The sequence below is a fragment of the Streptococcus parasanguinis genome, from assembly GCF_015557775.1.
GTDB lineage: Bacteria > Bacillota > Bacilli > Lactobacillales > Streptococcaceae > Streptococcus > Streptococcus parasanguinis_AA.
On the sequence record NZ_JADNOY010000004.1, the window covers coordinates 148690 to 171514 of the forward strand.

Consider the following 22825-nt stretch of genomic DNA (forward strand, 5'->3'; position numbering starts at 1 on the left):
AGGCTGGGACAAAAGTCCTAGCCTCTCAATTATTTTTGGATTGTCGAGCAAGACGCAGTGGTTGAGTGGGCTCTACTACGCTGATTTCATCAGCTTTTACAGCCCTACTCAACTGTGCGGAGGTGGGACGACGAAATCGAATTCTAACGAATTACCGATTTCTGTCCCACTCTCTTTTCTTATTTATTCACGTTTTCCCATTTCCAGTTTTGAACTTCTGGAATGTCGTCTCCGTTTTCACGGATGTAGTCATGGTGGAAGGCGATTGTTTCATCCATCTTCGCTGCAAATGCGCTTGCTGCATCTCCAAGAGCTGCATTAGCTGCATCTTGTGCCAAGTGGAAGCGATCCAACTCAGACATCACACGCATATCAAATGGTGTGGTGATATCCCCGTTTTCACGGTAACCATGTACACGAAGGTTATGGTTGTGACGGTTGAAGAAGATATCACGGATCATGCCTTCGTAACCATGGAAAGCAAAGATGACTGGTTTATCCGTTGTGAAGACTTTGTTAAATTCTTCATCTGAAAGTCCACGCGCATCAACGGATGGGTGACGCAATTTCAAGATATCCACAACGTTGACAAAGCGGATCTTCAATTCTGGGAAGGCTTTGTGCAAGATTGTGATGGCTGCAAGAGCTTCTAAGTTTGGCTCTGTACCTGCAGCTGCAATAACAAGATCTGGCTCTTCATCTGCTGAAACAGTTGATGCCCAATCGATCACCTTGTATCCTTCACGAACCAATTCTTCTGCTTCAGCTGCTGAGTAGAATTGAGGACGTGGGTGTTTAGAAGAAACAATCAAGTTGATCACATCTTCTCCCTTGAAGGCTTCATCCATTACCGCAAGCAAGCTATTGGTATCTGCTGGCAAGTACTCACGGATATATTCAGGAGTTTTCTCAGCCAAGTGAGTCAAGATACCTGGATCTTGGTGAGTGTAACCATTGTGGTCTTGTTGGAAGACAGTTGAAGTTGCAATCAAGTTCAAGGCTGGGTAGTTTTTACGCCATGTTGTATGTGTCTTAGACTTACGCAACCATTTGAAGTGTTGAGTGATCATAGAATCCACAACACGAAGGAAGGATTCGTAAGAGGCGAAGAATCCATGACGACCTGTCAAGACATATCCTTCAAGCATACCTTCTGCTTGGTGCTCTGACAATTGAGAGTCAATGACACGACCAGCAGGGCTCAAGGCTTCATCGTAGTCTGGTTTCATACGTCCTAACCATTGACGGCTTGTACGAGTGAAGACTTCTTGAAGACGGTTTGATTTGGTTTCGTCTGGACCGAAGATACGGAAGTTATCTGGGTTCGCATCTACCAAGTCTGCCGCATACTTACCAAATTCGATCATGTCTTGAGCCATGATTTCACCTGGTGTGTTGAATTGAAGGGCATGTTTCTTCCAATCAGCTGTGTTCATTGGTTTGATCACACCAGCATTTGTGATTGGGTTCATCGCCATGCGACGGTCACCTTTTGGTGCAATTTCCGCAATTTCAGGAACTAGTTTACCAGTTTCGTCGAACAATTCAGCTGGGCGGTAAGATTCCAACCATGAAAGAAGAGCATCGACATGCTCCATGTGGTGAGCATCTACTGGGATTGGAACTTGGTGCGCACGGAATCCACCCTCGATAGGTGTTCCTTCCCATGCTTTTGGACCAGTCCAACCTTTAGGAATACGAGCAATCAAGACAGGGTAAACTGGTTGAGTTGCTTCTTCAGCAGAACCTTTACGAGCTTCTGCTTGGACTTTCTTGATTTCTTCAATTGCTTCGTCCAATTTTTCAGCGAACAAAGCGTGTGCAGCTTCATGGTCTTCTGAAATTGCAGTGACATTCGCAAAGATTGGTTTCCAACCAAGACCTTCAAAGAAGAGGGCCAATTCTTCGTCTGTTTTGCGTTCGAAGATCGTTGGGTTGTGGATCTTCCCACCATTGAGGTAGAAGATTGGAAGGATCGCCCCATCGTTGACTGGGTTCAAGAAGGTATTTGACAACCAACCAGCCATCAATGGACCTGTTTCACCTTCACCATCACCGATAACTGTGGCAGCAATCACATCCGGATTATCCAATACAGCACCTGCAGCGTGAGAAAGGGCATATCCAAGTTCTCCACCTTCGTGGATAGATCCTGGTGTTTCAGGCGCTGCGTGAGAAGCGATTCCTCCTGGGAATGAGAAGATCTTACACAAGTGTTTGAAACCTTCTTCATTTTGTGGGATGTTTGGATTCAATTCAGTATAAGAACCATCTAAGTAAGAGTTCGATACCATTACTTGTCCACCGTGACCTGGTCCTTCAATGTAGAACATATCCAAGTCGTATTTGTTGATGGCACGGTTCAAGTGAGCATAGATAAAGTTTTGCCCTGGTACAGTTCCCCAGTGTCCGATTGGGTGAGCCTTCAAGTCATTTTCAACGACTTCGCGCTTCAACAATGGGTTATCTTTCAAGTACATTTGAGCAGCTGAAATGTAGTTGGCTGCACGCCACCAAGCGTCTACTTTATCCAAGTAAGCTTTGCTGTTATAATCGACAGTCATCTTGTCTCCTCACAATTTCTAGACAGGTCTGTTGAACAACCTGTTCGTTTGATCAATAGTTTAAACAATCTGTTTTCACGACAAACAGATGATATTGAAGAAAATATTCAATATTACTTCTATTCTATCAAGAATTTCCCTTTTTGTACATCAGAAAGTAAGAAAAATATTCTTTGAACGTCAAATTTTAATTTCCCACTAAAGTGGTTCCATTCCCTACAGGGATAGGTTTTAAAAAAAGACTTTGCTGATTTTTGCAAACGAGCAAAGTCCCAAATGAAATGGAGGAGGTTAAATGACTTTTTGACCTTTCTTGTAGACATCTGTCACGAGATTTGTCGCAAAGAAATAGAAGAGATAATCTAGATTAGGTGCATCGTAAATCGTGATGTCGGCCTGTTTGCCAACATCGAAAGAGCCGATTGTTTTAGCACGATCAACTGAATAGGCTGCATTAATGGTCACTGCATTGAGAATTTCTACTGGAGTTAGGCGCATCATGAAGCAACCCAGATGCATGGCAAACTGGAGATTGGCTGTTGGACAAGACCCTGGGTTGCTATCTGTTGTCAGGGTGATGGCCATGCCAGCGTCCAACATCTTACGAGCCGGTGCATAGGTATCTTCCATGAGGCTGAAGGTTGTAGCTGGCAAAAGATTTCCAATCACTTTTGCTGCAGCTAATTTTTGAATGCCTTCATCGGTAATCACCATCAAGTGTTCTGCACTAGTAGATTCCAATTCCGCCGCCACATCCACGCCACCAATGGATTCGATTTCATCGGCATGGATCCGCAGCTTGAAGCCCATCTCCTTAGCTTTTGAAAGAAGATAGCGAGATTCATCTGCTGTAAAGACACCTTTTTCACAGAAGATATCACAGAACTCAGCTAGCTTTTCTTCCTTCACTTTGGGAAGCATTTGCTCCACAATGAGATCTAAATATTCTTGGGAACGGCCCTTGTATTCTATGGGAATCGCATGGGCTGCCATAAAGGTCGAAACCAGATCAATTTCATGGTCACGGTCCAAGGCAGCCACAACATCCAACTGGCGTTTTTCCGTTTCCCAATCCAAACCATAACCACTCTTGGCTTCAACAGTAGTCACCCCATGACGCAACATGTAATCCAACAGTCGTTTGGACTTGTCATAGAGATTTTCAAAAGAAGCTTCCCGTGTCGCCCGAACCGTGCTCAGAATTCCACCGCCTTGGGCGAGGATGTCTAAGTAAGAAACACCCGCTAATTTTTTCGCAAATTCATGTTCCCGACTACCTCCATAGACCAAGTGGGTGTGGCAGTCAATCAGGCCAGGAGTCGCAACTTTTCCTTCACAGGATTTCACTTCCGTATGGTCATCGATCAGTTCAGGGTCTGGTTGACCTGTCCCAACTGCAAGAATCTTTCCATCTTTAATGGCGATATAAGCATCGGAAAGAATTTTTGCCTCTGCCATCTCCTTGCCATAGAGAGGATGACCCAGATCATTCGGACAAAACAATTGGTTAAAGTGGGTTAATAGGATATCAGCAGACATATGAAACATTCCTTTCTATTTCCATTGTTATTCATTTTACAATTCTACAGGAAAAGCGTCAAAAAAAAGTCAAAAAGTTTTTCCCTCATTTTTTTTTGCTTTATTAAAAATTATATTTTTTTTTGACTCTTTATTGACGTTTCTTGGATACAATAAAGAAAATACAAATTCACAGTCCAACTATAAGGAGGGTTCTGCTATGTCATTTATAGACGAGAAAGAAATTGCAGCTGCTATGTCTGTCAAACTTGACTTTGATGTCCTACCCGAAAAGGCGACTTTTCAAGAAGGCATCCGTCGTGCACCTGATAGAGGCTTCCGCTTAACGCAAGCTCAGACTGAAATTGCCCTTAAAAACGCTTTGCGTTACATTCCTAAAAAATTCCACCAAGAGTTGATCCCAGAATTTCTGGAAGAACTGAGAACGCGCGGTCGGATCTATGGCTATCGCTTCCGTCCAAAAGATCGCATCTATGGAAAACCAATCGATGAGTACAAAGGAAAATGCACTGCTGCTAAGGCTATGCAGGTCATGATCGACAACAACTTGAGCTTTGAAATTGCTCTTTATCCATATGAATTGGTCACTTATGGGGAAACAGGATCTGTCTGTGCCAACTGGATGCAATACAACTTGATCAAGAAATACTTGGAAGTCATGACAGAAGACCAAACCTTGGTGGTTGAATCGGGTCACCCTCTTGGCCTCTTCAAATCAAAACCAGAAGCTCCTCGTGTCGTCATTACCAACGGTCTCTTGATCGGTGAGTATGATAACATGCGCGACTGGGAAATTGCTGAAGAAATGGGCGTTACCAACTACGGTCAGATGACAGCCGGTGGCTGGATGTACATCGGTCCACAAGGGATCGTTCACGGTACTTTCAACACCCTTCTCAATGCTGGTCGTCTCAAACTCGGTGTGCCTGATGATGGCGACTTGACCGGTAAACTCTTCATTTCATCTGGTCTCGGTGGAATGAGCGGAGCTCAAGGGAAAGCAGCTGAAATCGCAAAAGCGGTTGCCATCGTTGCAGAAGTGGACCGCTCTCGGATCGAAACTCGTCACTCTCAAGGCTGGATTAGCCAAGTGACCGACAGTGCGGAAGAAGCTGTGAAATTGGCTCAAGCAGCACTGGAAGCTGGTGAATCAACTTCGATTGCCTACCATGGTAATATCGTAGACTTGCTCGAATATGTCAACGAACACAATGTCCACGTTCATCTCTTGTCTGACCAAACCTCTTGCCACAACGTTTATGATGGTGGCTATTGCCCAGTTGGCATTAGCTTTGAAGAACGGACACGTTTGCTGGCAGAAGACAAAGAAACCTTCCGCCGTTTGGTTGATGAAACCTTGGCTCGTCACTTTGCAGTGATCAAAGCCTTGACAGCTAAAGGTACCTACTTCTTCGACTACGGTAATGCCTTCATGAAATCTGTTTACGACTCAGGTATCAAGGAAATTTCTAAGAATGGCTTGGATGACAAGGATGGCTTCATTTGGCCATCTTATGTAGAAGATATCATGGGACCTATGCTCTTTGACTATGGTTATGGTCCATTCCGTTGGGTCTGCCTCAGCGGTAAACATGAAGACTTGATTGCAACCGACCATGCAGCTATGGAAGCGATCGATCCAACTCGTCGCTACCAAGACCGCGACAATTACAACTGGATCCGCGATGCTGAAAAGAACCAATTGGTGGTTGGTACACAAGCACGTATCCTCTATCAAGATTGTATGGGCCGTGTCAACATTGCTTTGAAATTCAACGAACTCATTCGCCAAGGTAAGATTGGACCAGTCATGATCGGACGTGACCACCACGACGTATCTGGTACAGATGCTCCATTCCGTGAAACATCAAACATCAAAGATGGTTCGAACGTCACTTGTGACATGGCGGTTCAATGTTACGCTGGTAACGCTGCTCGCGGTATGAGTCTCGTCGCTCTCCACAACGGTGGTGGTACTGGTATCGGTAAAGCTATCAACGGTGGATTTGGTCTCGTCCTAGACGGTAGCCACCGGATCGATGAAATCATCAAGTCTGCCATTGCCTGGGACACTATGGGTGGGGTTGCTCGTCGGAACTGGGCACGGAATAACCATGCCATTGAAACAGCGATCGAGTACAACCGTCTCCATGCAGGAACAGACCACATCACCATTCCGTATCTGGCAGATGAAGATTTGGTCAAAGAAGCCGTTCAAAAATTGTTTTAACATCAAAAAATAAAAACTGAGAAAGGGGAGGAAAATGCAAAGACTCCTCCTCCCCAACTTCTCCTATAAAAAGAGGTAATCATATGGCAAAAATTGTTGAGTGTATTCCAAACTTCTCTGAAGGACGCAATCAAGCTGTGATCGACGGATTAGCAGCAACAGCAAAAAGTATTCCAGGTGTCACTTTACTAGACTACTCGTCTGACGCCAGTCACAACCGCAGCGTCTTTACACTCGTTGGGGATGAAGAAAGCATTCAAGAAGTGGCTTTCCAATTGGTGAAATACGCTTCTGAAAACATTGATATGACCAAGCACGAAGGCGAACACCCTCGTATGGGGGCAACAGACGTTTGTCCATTCGTTCCCGTTAAAGATATCACTACAGCTGAATGCGTTGAGATTGCTAACAAAGTAGCCGAACGCATCAATCGTGAATTAGGTATTCCAATCTTCCTTTATGAAGATGCTGCAACTCGCCCAGAACGGAAGAACTTGGCGAAAGTGCGTAAAGGACAATTTGAAGGAATGCCAGAAAAATTGTTGGAAGAAGACTGGAAGCCAGACTACGGTGAACGCAAGATTCACCCAACTGCAGGGGTTACAGCTGTCGGTGTCCGGATGCCACTCGTTGCTTTCAATATCAACCTTGATACAGACGATCTAGAGATTGCCAATAAGATTTCTAAAATCATTCGTGGATCAAGCGGTGGATACAAATACTGTAAAGCGATCGGTGTCATGCTAGAAGATCGCAACATCGCCCAAGTCTCCATCAATATGGTCAACTTGGAACAATTCCCATTGTATCGTGTTGTGGAAACCGTTCGTTTCGAAGCGCAACGCTATGGTGTTCGCATCATCGGAACAGAACTCATTGGACTGGCTCCTGCTAAGGCTTTGATCGACTCTGCTGAATACTACTTACAATTAGAAGACTTTGACTACAGCAAACAAGTCTTGGAAAATCACTTGTTGGGTTAGAAAGGGAGTTCTATGAAACTAGTTGACTTAAGTATTACGGAGTTTGCCAAAGTTCTTGGTTCAGATGCTCCAGCTCCAGGTGGTGGTTCTGCTGCTGCTCTATCTGCTGCGAATGGGATTTCCCTTACAAAAATGGTCTGTGAACTGACCATTGGAAAGAAAAAATACGCAGAATTTGAAGACCACATCAAAGGGGTTCATGAAAAAAGCGCTCAACTCCAAGACCAATTACTAGAAGCCATCGATAAAGATACAGAAGCTTTCAACGTCGTATCAGCTGTCTTTGATCTTCCAAAAGAAACGGAAGAAGAGAAAGCCGCTCGTCGTGAAGCCATGCAAAAAGCTTTGAAACACGCGACAGTATCTCCTTTCTCTATGATGGAGCTCATCGTTGAGGCTCTTGAAACCACCAAAGAAGCTGTTGGCAAGTCCAACACCAATGCGGCTAGTGACCTAGGGGTAGCTGCTCTGAATCTTAAAGCTGGCCTTCAAGGTGCTTGGCTCAATGTCTTGATCAACATTTCAGGAATCAAGGACCAAGACTTCGTCCAAGAATACCATAGCAAGGGACTCGAACTCCTCCAAACCGGTTCTGATCTTGCAGATAACATTTACCAAACCATTTTAGAAAGTCTATCTTAAACCTAGCAAATAAAAATAAAGAAAGAAGGGATTCTATGGTTTTATCGGATATTGAAATCGCCAATTCTGTCCAAATGAAGCCCATCACCGATATCGCTGCTGAACTTGGATTGACCGAAGACGATATTTCGCTCTACGGAAAATACAAGGCAAAAATTGATAGCAACCAACTGGAACAACTCAAGGATAAGGAAGATGGAAAGCTAATCCTCGTGACAGCCATCTCACCAACACCTGCTGGAGAAGGAAAGACAACCACCTCTGTTGGCTTGGTCGATGCTCTTTCAGCTATTGGTGAAAAAGCCGTCATTGCCCTGCGCGAACCTTCTCTTGGCCCTGTTTTTGGGATCAAGGGTGGAGCTGCCGGTGGCGGGTACGCCCAAGTGGTTCCAATGGAAGATATCAACCTTCACTTTACCGGAGACTTCCATGCCATTGGGATTGCCAACAACTTGCTTGCAGCCTTGATTGACAACCACATCCATCACGGCAATGAGTTGGGCATCGATTCTCGTCGCATCACCTGGAAACGGGTGGTCGATATGAACGACCGCCAACTCCGTCATATTGTCGATGGTCTTCAAGGAAAAACAAACGGAGTTCCTCGTGAAGATGGCTTTGACATCACCGTGGCTTCTGAAATCATGGCTATTCTCTGTCTCTCAGAAAATATCCTTGACCTCAAAGAACGCCTCGATCGCATCATTATCGGGTACAACTACCAAGGACAACCGGTCACAGCCAAAGACCTCAAGGCTGGAGGGGCCATGGCAGCTGTCCTCAAAGATGCCATCCATCCAAATTTGGTGCAAACCTTGGAGCATACTCCTGCCATCATCCACGGCGGACCATTTGCCAATATCGCCCACGGCTGTAACAGTGTGCTGGCTACTAAGCTAGCCCTCAAATATGCAGACTATGTTGTGACAGAAGCTGGTTTTGGAGCAGACCTCGGTGCTGAAAAATTCATCGATATCAAGTGCCGCATGGCCGGGCTCAAACCTGCTGCCGTTGTCCTCGTCGCAACCATCCGTGCTCTCAAGATGCATGGTGGAGTTGCCAAGGCAGACTTGGCAACTGAAAATGTCCAAGCCGTTATCGATGGTCTACCAAATCTAGACAAACACTTGGCCAACATCCAAGAAGTCTATGGTCTACCTGTGGTCGTTGCCATCAACAAATTCCCACTGGATACAGAGGCAGAGCTAGAAGCTGTCTATGAATCTTGTAAGAAACGCAATGTAGATGTGGTCATCTCAGATGTCTGGGCAAAAGGTGGAGCTGGTGGTCGTGACTTGGCTGAAAAAGTCATTCAACTGGCTCAAGAAGAAAACCACTTCTCTTATGTCTATGACGAAGAAGACAGCATTGAAACAAAATTGACCAAGATCGTCACAAAAGTCTATGGTGGTAAAGGCATCAGCTTAACACCAGCGGCCAAACGCGAACTCAAAGAATTGGAAGCTCTGGGCTTCTCGAACTACCCAATCTGTATGGCCAAAACCCAATACTCCTTCTCAGACGATGCGAAGAAGATGGGAGCACCAAAAGACTTCACTGTTAAAATCAGTAACCTTAAGGTGGCTGCCGGAGCTGGCTTCATTGTAGCTCTCACTGGTACCATTATGACCATGCCTGGCCTACCTAAAGTTCCTGCCAGTGAAAAGATTGATATCGATGCCCACGGCAATATCACTGGTCTCTTTTAAGAAAGAAGGCGTCCTATGGTGACTCTCCTTCATCTTACCCCCGCAGATTATCAAATTTCTACCTGGTCCGGTGGCCAAACCACCCAACTCTTTCTCTCCCCAGAGGGAGGAAGCTATCCAGATCGGACCTTTGACTTCCGCCTCTCTACTGCAACGGTAGAAGTTGAAAAAAGTAACTTTACCGATCTCACGGGCTACCACCGAATCTTGATGCCCTTGAATGCCTCCATTAGGCTCACCCATCACCATAAAGAAGTGGTTTTGAACCCCTTTCAAAGCTACTTCTTTGATGGGGGAGATCCTGTATCTAGCCAAGGGACTTGTCAAGACTTTAATTTGATTTACAACCCTTCTTATCAGGGGCATATGAGTGCTATATCCCCAAAAGAGAGTGTCAAAAGTCAGAGTCGCTATCAATTGATCTACGCTCTCTGTCCACTAACACTCGAATGGGGAACCAATCATTCTCAAACTCTCCAAACTCACGAGCTCCTGGTGATCGAACAAGCATCTCCTCTTCAAGAGATGACAATCACGTTTTTACCCCATCAGTCTGGGGAGCAACCGATTGCTATCTGGACTGGACTACAATAATGTTCACAAAGGAGAAACATTATGAACGGAGCACATAAACAGTCGATTGAGGAACAAGAAAAAGCGAAATTCAGCTTTAGCGGTGCCACTCTTTACGGTATCAATGCCGTGATCGGATCTGGTATCTTCCTCCTTCCTCAAAAAATTTATTCTGGCCTCGGACCAGCTTCTCTAGCTGTCATGTTCGGGGTTGCCATTCTCGTCATGCTACTATCAGCCTGTCTGGCTGAAACAGCTGGCTACTTCGACAAAAACGGTGGAGCCATGCAATACTCAAAAGCCGCTTTCGGAGACTTCGTTGGCTTTAACGTTGGGATTCTCGGTTGGGCCGTTACTGTTATCGCTTGGGCTGCCATGTTAGCCGGATTTGCTAAGATCTTCATCATCACCTTCCCAGCATTTGAAGGCTACAACCTTCCGATCAGTATCGGTATGCTGATTCTCTTGAGTCTGATGAACATTGCCGGTCTGAAAACCTCTAAGATGTTTACTCTGACAGCTACTGTTGCAAAATTAATTCCAATTGTCCTCTTCTCACTCTTTGCCATCTTCTTCATTCCCGGTGGCGTGAGCAAGGGCAACTTCACACCTTTCCTTCAATTGGAAAGTGGAACAAACCTCTTCAGTTCTATTTCTAGTACAGCCGTCTACATCTTCTACGGTTTCATCGGATTTGAAACCATGTCTATCGTTGCAGGGGAAATGCGCAACCCTGAAAAGAACGTTCCCCGCGCTATTCTAGGTTCTATCAGTATTGTATCTGTTCTCTACATGTTGATCATCGCAGGAACAATCGCCATGCTTGGTGGTCGCATTATGCAAACTGGTGCACCAGTACAAGACGCATTTGTCGAAATGATTGGCCCTATCGGAGCTCCACTCGTTTCTTACGGAGCCCTCATTTCAATCGCCGGTCTAAACATCGGTGAATCCATCATGGTCCCTCGTTTTGGTGCCGCATTAGCAACTGAAAAACTCTTGCCAGAAGGGCTTGGAAAAACAAACTCTAAGAATGCCCCTGTCATTGCCATTATCATTTCTGGTATCTTCGCCTTCTTACTCTTGTTATCTGGCTCTTTCGAAACATTAGCAACCTTCAGTGTTGTCTTCCGTTTCTTCCAATACATTCCAACTGCTTTGGCAGCCATCAAACTCAGAAAAATGTACCCAGACAAAAAGGTTACCTTCCGAGTACCATTTGGTCCTGTTATCCCAGTTCTAGCTGTTGTGATCAGTATCTTGATGATTGCAGGGGACAACATGATGAACTTTGTTTGGGGTGCCATCGGTCTCGTGATCGCAAGTGGACTCTACTTTGTTTTCCACGGCGATAAACTACATAAATCGAAAACCCTTCCTCACTAATTTTCTTTACACACTAGATGGGAACAGAGACGGGAGTGAAGCTCGGTTTTGCTCCCTAACCCATCTAGGACTCCACGAATGTCAAACCTGAGCCCTTTTCTCTATGACTCCTTTCAATTTTTTTAGATCAATAGACAATGGGCCCATGTTTGGTATTCAAACCGAAGTAAACAACACTACTTCCACAGAACAACTATTCATAATCGGAGGTTTTATATGACTCAATTGATTCATTTAGATGGTAATAGCTTAACACTCGAAGAAGTCATCGCTGTCGCTCGGCACGGTGCCCAATGTGAGCTTGATGAACAAGCCAAAGAAGCCGTTATCGCATCCCGTAAAATCGTTGATGACATTGTCCGGGAAAAACGAGTCGTCTATGGTGTAACCACTGGCTTTGGTTCCCTCTGTAATGTCAGCATCTCTCCAGAAGATACTGTTCAACTGCAAGAAAACCTGATCCGAACTCACTCATCTGGCTTCGGTGATCCACTTCCTGAAGATGCTGTTCGTGCCATCATGCTGATCCGTATCAACTCACTCTTGAAAGGTTATTCTGGCATTCGTCTGTCAACCGTTGAAAAACTGTTAGAATTGCTCAACAAAGGAGTCACTCCTTATATCCCTGAAAAAGGCTCTCTCGGAGCTTCTGGAGACCTTGCTCCTCTTTCTCATATGGTTTTACCAATGTTGGGCCTTGGACGTGCCTACTACAAAGGAGAACTTCTCAGTGGTCAAGAAGCCTTAGATCGTGCTGGAATTGAAAAGATCCAATTAGCTGCCAAAGAAGGGCTTGCCTTGATCAATGGTACGACTGTCCTAACCGGTATCGGTGCTCTTGCGACTTATGATGGTATCCAATTGCTCAAACTCTCTGATATCGCTGGTGCTCTCTCAATGGAAGTTCACAATGGAATTACCAGTCCATTCGAAGAAGACCTTCATTCCATCCGCCCACAAAGTGGACAATTGGCAACTGCTCGCAACATCCGTAACCTTCTTGAAGGAAGTAAGAATACCACTGTTGCGACTCAACAACGGGTACAAGATCCTTATACACTTCGCTGTATCCCTCAAATACATGGAGCCAGCAAGGATTCTATTGCTTACGTAAAAGAAAAAGTTGAAATCGAAATCAACTCTGTCACAGATAACCCAATCATTACCAAAGAAGGACACGTCATCTCAGGAGGTAACTTCCACGGTGAACCAATGGCGCAACCATTTGACTTCTTAGGCATTGCCCTTTCTGAAATTGGGAACGTATCTGAACGTCGGGTGGAACGCTTGGTCAACAGCCAACTCAGTAAATTACCATCCTTCTTAGTCAAACACCCTGGACTCAACTCAGGCTTCATGATTACCCAGTATGCTTGTGCATCCCTTGCATCGGAAAATAAAATCTTGGCTCACCCTGCTAGTGTCGATTCTATTCCATCTTGTGAAAACCAAGAAGATTTCGTCAGCATGGGAACGACTGCCGCTCGTAAAGCAGCAGAAATTCTTAAAAACTCACGTCGCATCGTTGCTACTGAAATCATGGCAGCTTGCCAAGCCTTGGATCTCAAGCCAGAAAATCATGAACTTGGTAAAGGGACAAAACCAGCTTATGAGCTGATTCGTCAAAAACTGAACTTCATTGAATTTGACAAAGATATCGAAATCTTTGAAGAACTTAATAAAGCATCTGCTGTTGTCGAAAGCGAAGAATTCTTAGCAACCATCGAAAAAGCAGTTGACTTAAGCATTCAATACTGATACAGTAAGAATAAAGCAAAACAGAGGCTGGCGATCTTCTCAGCCTCTGCCTGCTTTCAGAAAAATAAGGGAGGCGACAAGCTTGCTCACAAACTACTATCCAATGACCTACAGCTACTACCAAGGTAGCATCGAGGACAATCCCTACACGGCCAAATGGGGAATGGTCACCAAATTTTTAGACCTAAACGACGAGACCCTCACTCCATTTGAGGGGATGACCTTTGGGATCATCGGCTTTAAGAGCGACAAAGGAGTCTATATCAATAATGGGCGTGTAGGAGCAGTCGAGGGTCCTACAGCCATCCGTTCTCAAATCGCTAAACTTCCATGGCACTGGGGAACCAATGTGACAGTGTATGATGTGGGAAATATTGACGGGCCTAACCATTCACTAGAAGAACTCCAAGAAAGTCTCTCACAAGCGATCCAGCGCATGTACCAACTAGGGATCCAACCCATTGTCCTAGGAGGCGGTCACGGAACTGCTTACGGCCACTATCTAGGGATTCAATCCAGTTTAGAAAAAGATGAACAACTGGCTGTGATCAATCTGGATGCCCACTTTGATTTGCGACCTTACGACCAAACCGGTCCCAACTCTGGAACAGGTTTTCGTCAAATGGCTGATCATGCGAAAGAAAAAGGTCAGGACTTCCCTTACCTCATCCTGGGGATCCAAGAGCACAATAATAACCTCTTCCTCTTTAATTACGTTGCTAAAACACCAAGCATTGATTTTTTAACTGGCCAAGATCTCTTCCAGATGAGCCACCAAGCCATTCTGGATCGAATCGATCAATTTTTAGAAAACCAAACCGCGATCTATCTGTCTATTGATATGGATTGCTTTGCGGTCGGCTCTGCTCCTGGTGTTAGCGCCATCCAATCGCTTGGTGTCGATCCTAAACTAGCCCTCCTGCTTCTCCAACACATTGCTGCTAGTGGTAAGCTAATCGGATTTGATGTCGTGGAAGTTTCTCCTCCTCATGATATTGACAACCATACTTCAAACCTTGCTGCGACCTTTATCTTTTACTTGACCCAAATATTGGCGCAACAAAAACTGAACTAAGAAGATTTCTACACACATAAAAAGCATAGAAACACCCATTGCTAGGGTATTTCTATGCTTTTTCTTCGTTTTCAGGCACAATGATCTTTGCCTGAAAGGAGAACAGGCCACTTAGCCCTCTCTTATGATTTAGGCAAGAGCCACTACAGGTCTTTTAATTTTTTAAGAAAATGACGATCTCTGTAGGGATTCAAGTGTTGCTCTGCCACCTTCTTGTAGTAATTCTTATCTTCTTTCAAGAAGGTGCTCAGGGCAGGAGCGAGCTCTTCTCCTTTCTCCTTTTGATCAGATAAGAAAGCTAATAGATAATGAACCATCCCCTTATCCCGTGAATTAGCAGATGGTTTCATCGTCCTTTCTTTTCGAGCCAGATAAGCCGCAACCTTTTCTTGATCTCCTTGCTGACAAGCAATTAAGGATTGGTAAAATTCGAGCAATTCTTCCTTCCAAGGGAAGCGAACACTGGACAAAATCTTCTGAGCTCTGTCAAAACAGCGGCGAGCTTGGATCAAATCTCCCTTCCAATAATAGGCGATCCCAAGATCAATATCAAAGACGACACGGACGGAATCAACAGCTTGATCTCCCACCAAACGCAGAACCTCTTCTAAGTGGGTGACAGCTACTTGGAAATGGCCCCTAATTTGCTCGATTTCAGCGAGATAGGCCAAAGAAGCCGCAATTTGAATGGCATACTTGGCCTGCATGCTATTGGTCAAACTAAAGCAATCAATGGAGCGATACAGATGCCGGGTTGCCTGCTCCTCATCCCCAACCATCAGGTGATACAAGCCCTTCAAACGCAACTGGATCGCGATGACCTCATGATTATTAGCTTGGATGGCATCTTCTAAAGCTAAATCTGTATAATAGGCCATCTCAGAGATATTTTCCGTTTGAATGCAATAATAAATGATTTGCCGATAACCCTCTAAGAGGAAGTCGGATTGCTTGAGTTCCCGCGCATAGGAGATGACTTTTTGGATATCATGAATCCCCTTTTGATACTCCCCACTTCGAATAAAATAGCGACCTTCTAGGTACAAGTAACGCAGTTGTAAATGCTTGTATTCTCTATCTCTTTGGTGCCTTGAAAAGAGGTTATCTAATTCTTGGCGAATGCGGGATAGCTCTCCAAAAATGTCCAAATGGCTATTTGTACCATCTGATAGGAACCCCTCATCTACCTTGGAATATATCGGAAACAGTTCATGCTCCAGCTGAAGAATTTCTTCTAAGTAGGTCAACTCAAACGATAAGGAACGCAAGAGATTTTGCGATTGCTTGTATTGGTAGGCAATTTCCTTATAAAGAAGAAGGTCCGTCGAATCTTCTAAAGTTTCTTCCAATTTTTGCGCAATTTGTTGGTGGAAGAGCCGCCGTCTAGCTGGCGAAAGAAGATGGTAAAAGTACATAGCTACCAATTGCTTGCAGAATTGAACCATGAGAGCCTCTCCTTCTTCTACGATTGAGACGATCGCTCTTTCAGATAAAGGCTCGATTAATTCTGTCAAAACAGGAAGCTCTGTAGCCGTCAATTCCGCCAAGATAGACAGAGAAATTGGCTTATGAAAACACGATAGGTAGTGTAGAAGAGCCTCTTCCTCGCTGCTCATATCCCCAAGCTCCTGAGAAAGATAAGCTTGAATGATATCAGGCAAGGGTTCTAAATTTTCATTTTCTTTCCACTCTTCGATATAGCTGGATAGTAAGAACGGACTGCCTTCACTCCATTCGACCATCTGCTCCATCACTGCCGGCTCTATTGCTCCCAGTTCCCCTTTCAAGAGAGCACGACTTTCACTAGGATCAAAATTGGTCAACTCTAGTTGAGACAGCCTTTTCTCTACCTTTAAGTTCCCCAAGAAGTTGACGAAGAAAGCTGGCAGAGGCTCTTCAGCTGTAAAAATTAGTTGCCATTTCTCCTGGTTTCTTCGCTCCTCTAGTTGTTTCACTTTTTCTAGAGACACTGCATCGATCCACTGGGCATTTTCAAGAAGAATCAGGAGCGGTTTTTCTTTGCTAAGGCTCTGAAGCTGATTCCATACCGAAATGAGATCATCCTCCTCTTCCAGAAGGGAAATTCCCATCTCATCCCCCATTTTCTCTAGCGCTTGTCTGAGATCATTCCAGGCGCTTCCTTCATAGCGCTGACTGGTAGCTTTTCCTTCCACCTTGATAAAGTTAAAACTGCGATTGGACATCAAGACCAACTGCCGCAACAGACGTTTTTTACCTGTTCCAGATTGCCCCATCACGAGAAAAGGACCTACCGCCTCACCCGTCTCGACTAAGGAAAGGTATTCCTCGAGTTGCGAGAGTTCTTGTTTCCGACCAAAAAAGGAAAGTTCACGGATATTCAAGCGATTGGTCAGTTTATGAGTTCGTTTGGCTTCCAAAACGGAGTGATAAAGTTCCTCAATCGCTCGACTGGGACGCACACTGAGCTCGCGATCCAATAAATCGACTAGCTTATAATAGGTCTCAAAAAATTTTCCTAGCTGATGATGAAAGCTATAATATTCCATCAAGAGCTGGTAGTTTTTCTCTTCAAATTCATCCAGCTCTACCAAATGATGGAGCAAGAGTTCTATACTAGGATCTCCGAAACCAACCTTTTTAATTTTTTGATAGCAGCTTTCGATGTAGAGCTTCCTAAAAGCATCCCGTTTGCGAGAAGCCCACTGATCAAAGTCTTCATCATCCTTGACATAGAAGCCCTCTAAAAAGTCTCCCCGATAAAGATCCAAGGCACTTAGTGGATCTCTTTCAAAGAGCTGGACATCCAAAGAAAAACTCAAATGAGGATTAAGAGCCAAACTGCTCCGGCTTGGAGAGACAATGATATCTCCTTCAAAGATTTTATTGGCTTGGTAAACCGTATTCCGTAAGTTTTTGCGAGCTACTTGGTTTTCCTTATCTCCCCAAAGGATACCGGCTATTTCATCGCGGTTGACCTGGCCCATGACCGCTAAATAATAAAGCAAGGCCTCCATCTTCGAAAAAGAAAACCGAATAGTTTTCTGATTGAAAACAACCTTAGGGGGTCCAAATAACTTTAACGTGAGATCTTTCTTCATTGCAAGCGCCTCCAAAAACTTCATATTAATACTATAAAAAAAAAGTTGGCTTTTAGCAAGTGATTTATCCAAATAAAAAGAGATTGAGAACGATTCTTTCTCAATCTCTACACTTCCTACTAAAAGTGTTGATTAATTCACTTCAAAATTCGGTTGATGATCAAATAACGCCTTTGTTGCTTGGTAGACGTGGTAAGCGACATCTTCATTGTTCATGGTGTAAAGATGGACACCTGCCACATCTTGAGTAACCAAATCAACGATTTGATCGACTGCATAAGCAAGTCCTGCTGCTCTGAGTGACTCAGGATCATGCTCATACTTGTCTAAAATCGCTTTAAACTTCCGTGGAATATGAACATTTTCACAAGTCTTAAGGAGACGAAGGGCCTGATTACGATTGAGAATCGGCATCACTCCTGCATGAATGGGAACATCGATCCCAGCCAAGGTACACTTATCTTGAAAATCATAGAAACGCTCATTGTCAAAGAAAAGTTGAGTGACCAAACTAGAGCATCCTGCATCTACCTTCTTTTTAAGATTTTGAATATCTGAAATTTGGTTGGGCGAATCCGGATGTCCCTCAGGATAGCAGGCACCAATTACCTCAAAATGGGGCGCTTCTGTTTTGATAAATTCAATCAGATCCGTTGCATAACGAAAGTCTTTTAGAGGTTCCACACCAGGGATAATATCCCCACGCAGAGCCAAGATCCGATGAACCCCGACTTCATCTAACTCATTAAGAGTATCCGCCACTTTTTCCTTGCTCAAATAGACTGCTGGCAAGTGAGCAATTGTCGGAATAGACAATTCATTTTGAATGTAATTGGCTAAAGCAACCGTCGTCTCTTTGATATTGTATTTATTATTGCTAGCGGTCACACTGATAAAGTGAGGGGCTAGCTCCTGCATATTTGCCAAAGCACGTAAGAGTTTGGCATTGCCTACTTCAGGATTTGGAGGAAAAACTTCAAATGACAGAGACGGTGTGTGTTGTGACATATTCTATCCTTTTCTTTTGTTTCGTTGATCAAGAACTCTGAGCCACTGTTTCTAGGATAAGGGATGATTCGAAAACCCTCTACACGATGATAGAAGGTCCTCGAAACATTTTCTTACAAGTGTTCACGCGCTTCTTTAGCAGCATTAACTAGTTTGATCAAGCTTTCTTTTGTTTCTTTAATTCCGCGAGTCTTCAAACCACAGTCAGGGTTGATCCAAACTTTGCCACTTGGTACTTTCGCCAAGATCGCTTCGATAGTGTGATCAATTTCACCGTCTTGTGGGACACGTGGTGAGTGAATATCGTATACCCCAGGTCCAACTTCTGTTTGGAAGTTTTTGGCTTTCAACTCATCCAAGATTTCAAGGTTTGAACGGCTAGCTTCAAATGAGATAACGTCCGCATCCAAGTTGTCGATAGCTGGGATGATATCTGTAAATTCTGAGTAACACATGTGCGTGTGGATTTGTGTATCTGGCGCTACAGTTGAGTGTACCAAGCGGAAGGCTGGAATCGCCCAATCAAGATAGTCTTCATACCAGTCGCTGCGACGGAGTGGCAATTTTTCACGAAGAGCAGCCTCGTCGATTTGGATGATTTTCACGCCTGCAGCTTCAAGGTCAAGAACTTCATCCTTAATGGCAAGAGCGATTTGAAGAGTAGAATCCTTGATAGAGATATCTTCACGTGGGAATGACCAGTTAAGGATGGTAACAGGTCCAGTCAACATCCCTTTAACAGGTTTATCCGTACGACTTTGTGCGTAGCTAGACCATTTCACAGTGATTGGGTTGAGACGAGTGACATCACCCCAGATGATTGGTGGTTTCACCCCACGCATACCGTATGATTGTACCCAACCGTTTTTAGAGAAGAGGTAACCTGACAAGTTTTGACCGAAGTACTCAACCATGTCGTTCCGTTCAAATTCACCGTGTACCAGCACATCAAATCCAACTTCTTCTTGCCATTTGATCCATTCATCAATTGTTTCAGCAAGGAAGGCATCGTATTCTTCTTGAGTCAATTCACCCTTACGGAAGGCCAAACGTTTAGCACGAACTTCTTTCGTTTGAGGGAATGAACCAATGGTAGTTGTTGGAAGAGCTGGAAGTTTGAAGGATTCTTTTTGGATTTCTTCGCGTTCTGCGAAAGCTGGCAAACGAGTGTAGTCTGCTTCTGTCAACGCTGCGATACGAGCATGAAGTTCAGCATTTGCTCCGACACGTTCGGTTGCGAAGAGTTCTTTGTTGGCAGCAAGAGCTTCTGCACCTTGACCATTGCGGATGGCATCCAAGTCACGCAATTCACCCAATTTTTCAACCGCAAAGGCGAAGTGGTCCAAAATAGCTGGTTCAAATTCTTCATTAGCAGTTGTAAATGGCACATGAAGAAGGGAGCAAGAAGTAGTCAAGACAACCTTTTCAGCTGGAACTTGATCCAAGATTTCTAAGCTCTTTTCATAGTTGTTGCGCCAGATGTTTTTCCCATTCACAATACCAGCATAAAGGGTCTTATCAGCTGGGAAGCCACCTTTCACCAATTCAAGTGTTTTCTTTCCTTCAACAAAGTCAAGACCAATACCATCTACTGGCAAGTTTACAAGGTCATTGTAGACATCACGAACATCACCAAAGTAGGTTTGAATCAAGACCTCAAGGCCTTTCTTGTCCGCCAAGAGTTTGTTGTAGAGGTTCAAGAAGAGGGCTTTTTCTTCAGCTGACAAATCTTTGACAAGAGCTGGCTCATCGAGTTGGATACGAGTCGCACCAAGCTCTGCCAATTTTGCAAAGACTTCTTGGTAAGCAGCAGCCAGGCTGTCGACGAAGTCTTCTGCTTTCACTCCATCTTCAAAGTCAGATAATTGAAGGAATGTGAAGGGTCCAACGACTACTGGACGAGTGTTAAGGCCCAAGTCTTTAGCTTCTTGGTACTCATCAAAAATCTTGTGACCAGCCAATTTCACTTCTGTTGTTTTTTCAAATTTAGGAACAATGTAATGGTAGTTCGTATTGAACCATTTTTTCATCGGAAGGGCACGCACATCCCCTTTTTCACCTTGGTAACCACGCGCCAAAGCAAAGTATTGTTCAAGGTCTGTCAAATCCAAGTTTTGAACAGATGCAGGCACGACGTTGAAAAGAAAGGCTGCATCAAGGAAATTGTCGTAATGTGAGAAGTCATTTGAAGGAATCTCTGAGATGCCTTGCTCTTTGACAATGTTCCAGTGTTTAGCACGCAAGTCTTTGGCAGCTGCCAAGAGCTCGTCTGCTGAGATTTCTTTTCTAAAGTATTTTTCAGTTGTAAATTTTAATTCACGGAATTCACCCAAACGTGGGAAACCGATAATTGTAGTTGACATGTTGTGTCCTCCAAAAATTCTAATTGACACTATCATATCAGAAGATAGCCGTCTTGTATAATTGCTTTTACACGAATTTTGATATAGGCAAAAACTATAACACAGATTTAATAGGCCTTGGGACCAGAGATCAAAAGCAAAAACTAGGACTACTTATAAATATTTCCTATAGCCCCTGCATCACCGAACCATTTTTGAGCGGATTCTGCTAGAAGAACAACCCCTAAAAAGCAAAACAGGCCTTCTCTATTGAGAAAGACCTGCTTTTATAAGGAAGTTCGTTCCTTAATTTTTTTCATTTGCTTCATTAGGCTAATTTGACACAGAAGGCATCCCAAGGGGCTAACTTGCCCGATTCGAGGACCTGCTCCACCTTGGTATTGGCAATGAGAACCTCTTCAACTCCATTGACAAGTGGTAAGTCTTGCTCTTGACTTGAGAGATTGACAACGACGAGGTAGGCTTGCACTCCTTCTACCCGCTTGTAAGCAAAAACCTTGTCTACTGCGTCCACCAATTCATAATCAGCCGTCACAAGCCAAGGATGCTCTTTTCTCAAGGCCACCAGAGTTTGATAGGTATAGAAAATGGAGTCTGGATCTGCTAGAGCAGCCTCCACATTGATCTCTTTGTGGTTTGGGTTGACCGCAAGCCATGGTTGACCTGTCGTAAAGCCAGCTTCTGCCTCATCATTCCACTGCATCGGTGTCCGTGCATTGTCCCGACCAATATGGCGGATCTGATCCATGATCACTTCGAGTGGCACTCCTTTTTCTAAGGCTTCATGGGCATAGTTGATTGACTCGATATCTTCTACATCCTCGAGGGTCTGAAATGGATAATTGGTCATCCCGATTTCTTCTCCTTGATAGATATACGGAGTCCCCTTCATCAAGTGAAGCAGAATTGCTAAAGCCTTGGCAGATTTGACACGGTAGTCGCCATCATCCCCCCAAGTTGACACAATCCGTGGGAGATCGTGGTTGTTCCAAAAGAGGGAATTCCAGCCTTCGTCTTTTCCTAATTCCGTCTGCCACTTGGTGAAAATTTCTTTCAATTTTGGCACATCCAATTCCTTAGCGTAGTGCCATTTTGGTTGACCCGGTTGGTATTGAAGACCAATGTGTTCAAATTGGAAGACCATGGACAATTCTTGATTTTTTGGATTGGAATATTGCTTAGCAATCTCTGGAGTCGCTCCCCAAGTTTCTCCCACGGTGAGCAGATCCTTATCGCCAAAGGTAGCTTGATTCATTTCCTTCAAATAAGGATGGAGCATGGGACCATTGCTGATGATTTCCTGATCTGGGATCTTACCGATCATATCGATGACATCCATACGGAAGCCACCAATCCCCTTGTCAATCCAGAAATTCATCATGTCATAGATCTGATGACGAAGCTCCTCGTTTTCCCAGTTGAGGTCTGGTTGCTTCTTACTGAAGTTATGCAGGTAGTATTGGCCTGATGCTTCATCCAATTCCCAAGCAGAGCCACTAAAAGCAGAAATAATACCATTGGGCTCATCGCGCCAAATATAGAAATCCCGCTTTGGACTATCTGGATTTTCACGTGCTTCGATAAACCAAGCATGCTCATCAGAGGTATGGTTGACCACCAAGTCCATGATGATTTTGATCTTGCGTTTATGGCCTTCTGCGATCAATTCTTCCATATCTTCCATAGTCCCAAAGATGGAGGCAATATCCTCGTAATCCGAGATGTCATAGCCGTTATCATCCATGGGACTCTTGTAGACTGGTGAGAGCCAGATCGCTGTAATCCCTAATTTTTCCAAGTAGTCTAGCTTGCTCGTGATCCCCTTGAGATCCCCGATGCCATCGCCATTACTATCCTTGAAACTCTTTGGATAAACTTGGTAAATTACGGCATTATGCCACCATTTTTGTTCCAT

The 22825-nt window shown here is 44.3% G+C and carries 14 protein-coding genes; 8 read left to right on the plus strand and 6 right to left on the minus strand.

Going from position 1 to position 22825, the window contains the following annotated elements; translation table 11 throughout:
- Positions 1–179: 179 nt before the first annotated feature.
- Positions 180–2564 (minus strand): phosphoketolase, encoded by a 2385-nt coding sequence (locus I2F76_RS06850; protein ID WP_049497966.1) that lies wholly within the window; start codon positions 2562–2564, stop codon positions 180–182.
- A gap of 291 nt (positions 2565–2855) precedes the next feature.
- Positions 2856–4103: an imidazolonepropionase gene (gene hutI / locus I2F76_RS06855; RefSeq protein ID WP_049486240.1), complete on the minus strand. Its 1248-nt coding sequence runs from the start codon at positions 4101–4103 to the stop codon at positions 2856–2858.
- A 199-nt stretch (positions 4104–4302) separates the two neighbouring features.
- On the opposite strand from hutI, the gene I2F76_RS06860 reads away from it, so the two are divergent.
- The 8 genes from I2F76_RS06860 to hutG all read left to right on the plus strand — a co-directional run bounded on the left by I2F76_RS06860 (position 4303) and on the right by hutG (position 14459).
- Positions 4303–6333 (plus strand): urocanate hydratase, encoded by a 2031-nt coding sequence (locus tag I2F76_RS06860; RefSeq protein ID WP_049486239.1) that lies wholly within the window; start codon positions 4303–4305, stop codon positions 6331–6333.
- 83 nt (positions 6334–6416) lie between these two features.
- Complete coding sequence (gene ftcD / locus I2F76_RS06865; protein ID WP_003008641.1) at positions 6417–7316, plus strand: glutamate formimidoyltransferase; 900 nt, start codon at positions 6417–6419, stop codon at positions 7314–7316.
- Positions 7317–7328: 12 nt separating this feature from the next.
- Positions 7329–7958: a cyclodeaminase/cyclohydrolase family protein gene (locus I2F76_RS06870; RefSeq protein ID WP_023919035.1), complete on the plus strand. Its 630-nt coding sequence runs from the start codon at positions 7329–7331 to the stop codon at positions 7956–7958.
- A 35-nt stretch (positions 7959–7993) separates the two neighbouring features.
- Positions 7994–9667 (plus strand): formate--tetrahydrofolate ligase, encoded by a 1674-nt coding sequence (locus tag I2F76_RS06875; RefSeq protein WP_003008645.1) that lies wholly within the window; start codon positions 7994–7996, stop codon positions 9665–9667.
- Positions 9668–9682: 15 nt separating this feature from the next.
- Entirely contained in the window at positions 9683–10261 is a 579-nt protein-coding gene (locus I2F76_RS06880; protein WP_049474091.1) for a HutD family protein, read from the plus strand.
- A 21-nt stretch (positions 10262–10282) separates the two neighbouring features.
- Positions 10283–11626 (plus strand): APC family permease, encoded by a 1344-nt coding sequence (locus I2F76_RS06885; protein WP_031576513.1) that lies wholly within the window; start codon positions 10283–10285, stop codon positions 11624–11626.
- A 216-nt stretch (positions 11627–11842) separates the two neighbouring features.
- Positions 11843–13384, plus strand: coding sequence for a histidine ammonia-lyase (gene hutH / locus I2F76_RS06890; RefSeq protein WP_031576511.1), 1542 nt, complete (start codon positions 11843–11845; stop codon positions 13382–13384).
- A gap of 82 nt (positions 13385–13466) precedes the next feature.
- On the plus strand, positions 13467–14459 hold the full coding sequence (gene hutG / locus I2F76_RS06895) for a formimidoylglutamase (RefSeq protein ID WP_024054987.1): 993 nt from the start codon (positions 13467–13469) through the stop codon (positions 14457–14459).
- A 143-nt stretch (positions 14460–14602) separates the two neighbouring features.
- Here the strand turns inward: hutG and I2F76_RS06900 are convergent, their stop codons facing one another.
- The 4 genes from I2F76_RS06900 to I2F76_RS06915 all read right to left on the minus strand — a co-directional run bounded on the left by I2F76_RS06900 (position 14603) and on the right by I2F76_RS06915 (position 22825).
- Positions 14603–17539: an AAA family ATPase gene (locus I2F76_RS06900; protein WP_195487514.1), complete on the minus strand. Its 2937-nt coding sequence runs from the start codon at positions 17537–17539 to the stop codon at positions 14603–14605.
- A 132-nt stretch (positions 17540–17671) separates the two neighbouring features.
- Positions 17672–18547, minus strand: coding sequence for a methylenetetrahydrofolate reductase [NAD(P)H] (metF, locus tag I2F76_RS06905; RefSeq protein WP_195487515.1), 876 nt, complete (start codon positions 18545–18547; stop codon positions 17672–17674).
- 113 nt (positions 18548–18660) lie between these two features.
- Positions 18661–20910 carry a 5-methyltetrahydropteroyltriglutamate--homocysteine S-methyltransferase gene (metE, locus tag I2F76_RS06910; protein WP_049515978.1) on the minus strand — a complete coding sequence of 750 codons (2250 nt, stop codon included), beginning with the start codon at positions 20908–20910 and terminating at the stop codon, positions 18661–18663.
- A 307-nt stretch (positions 20911–21217) separates the two neighbouring features.
- Positions 21218–22825, minus strand: a complete 1608-nt coding sequence (locus I2F76_RS06915) for an alpha-glucosidase (RefSeq protein ID WP_195487516.1) — start codon at positions 22823–22825, stop codon at positions 21218–21220.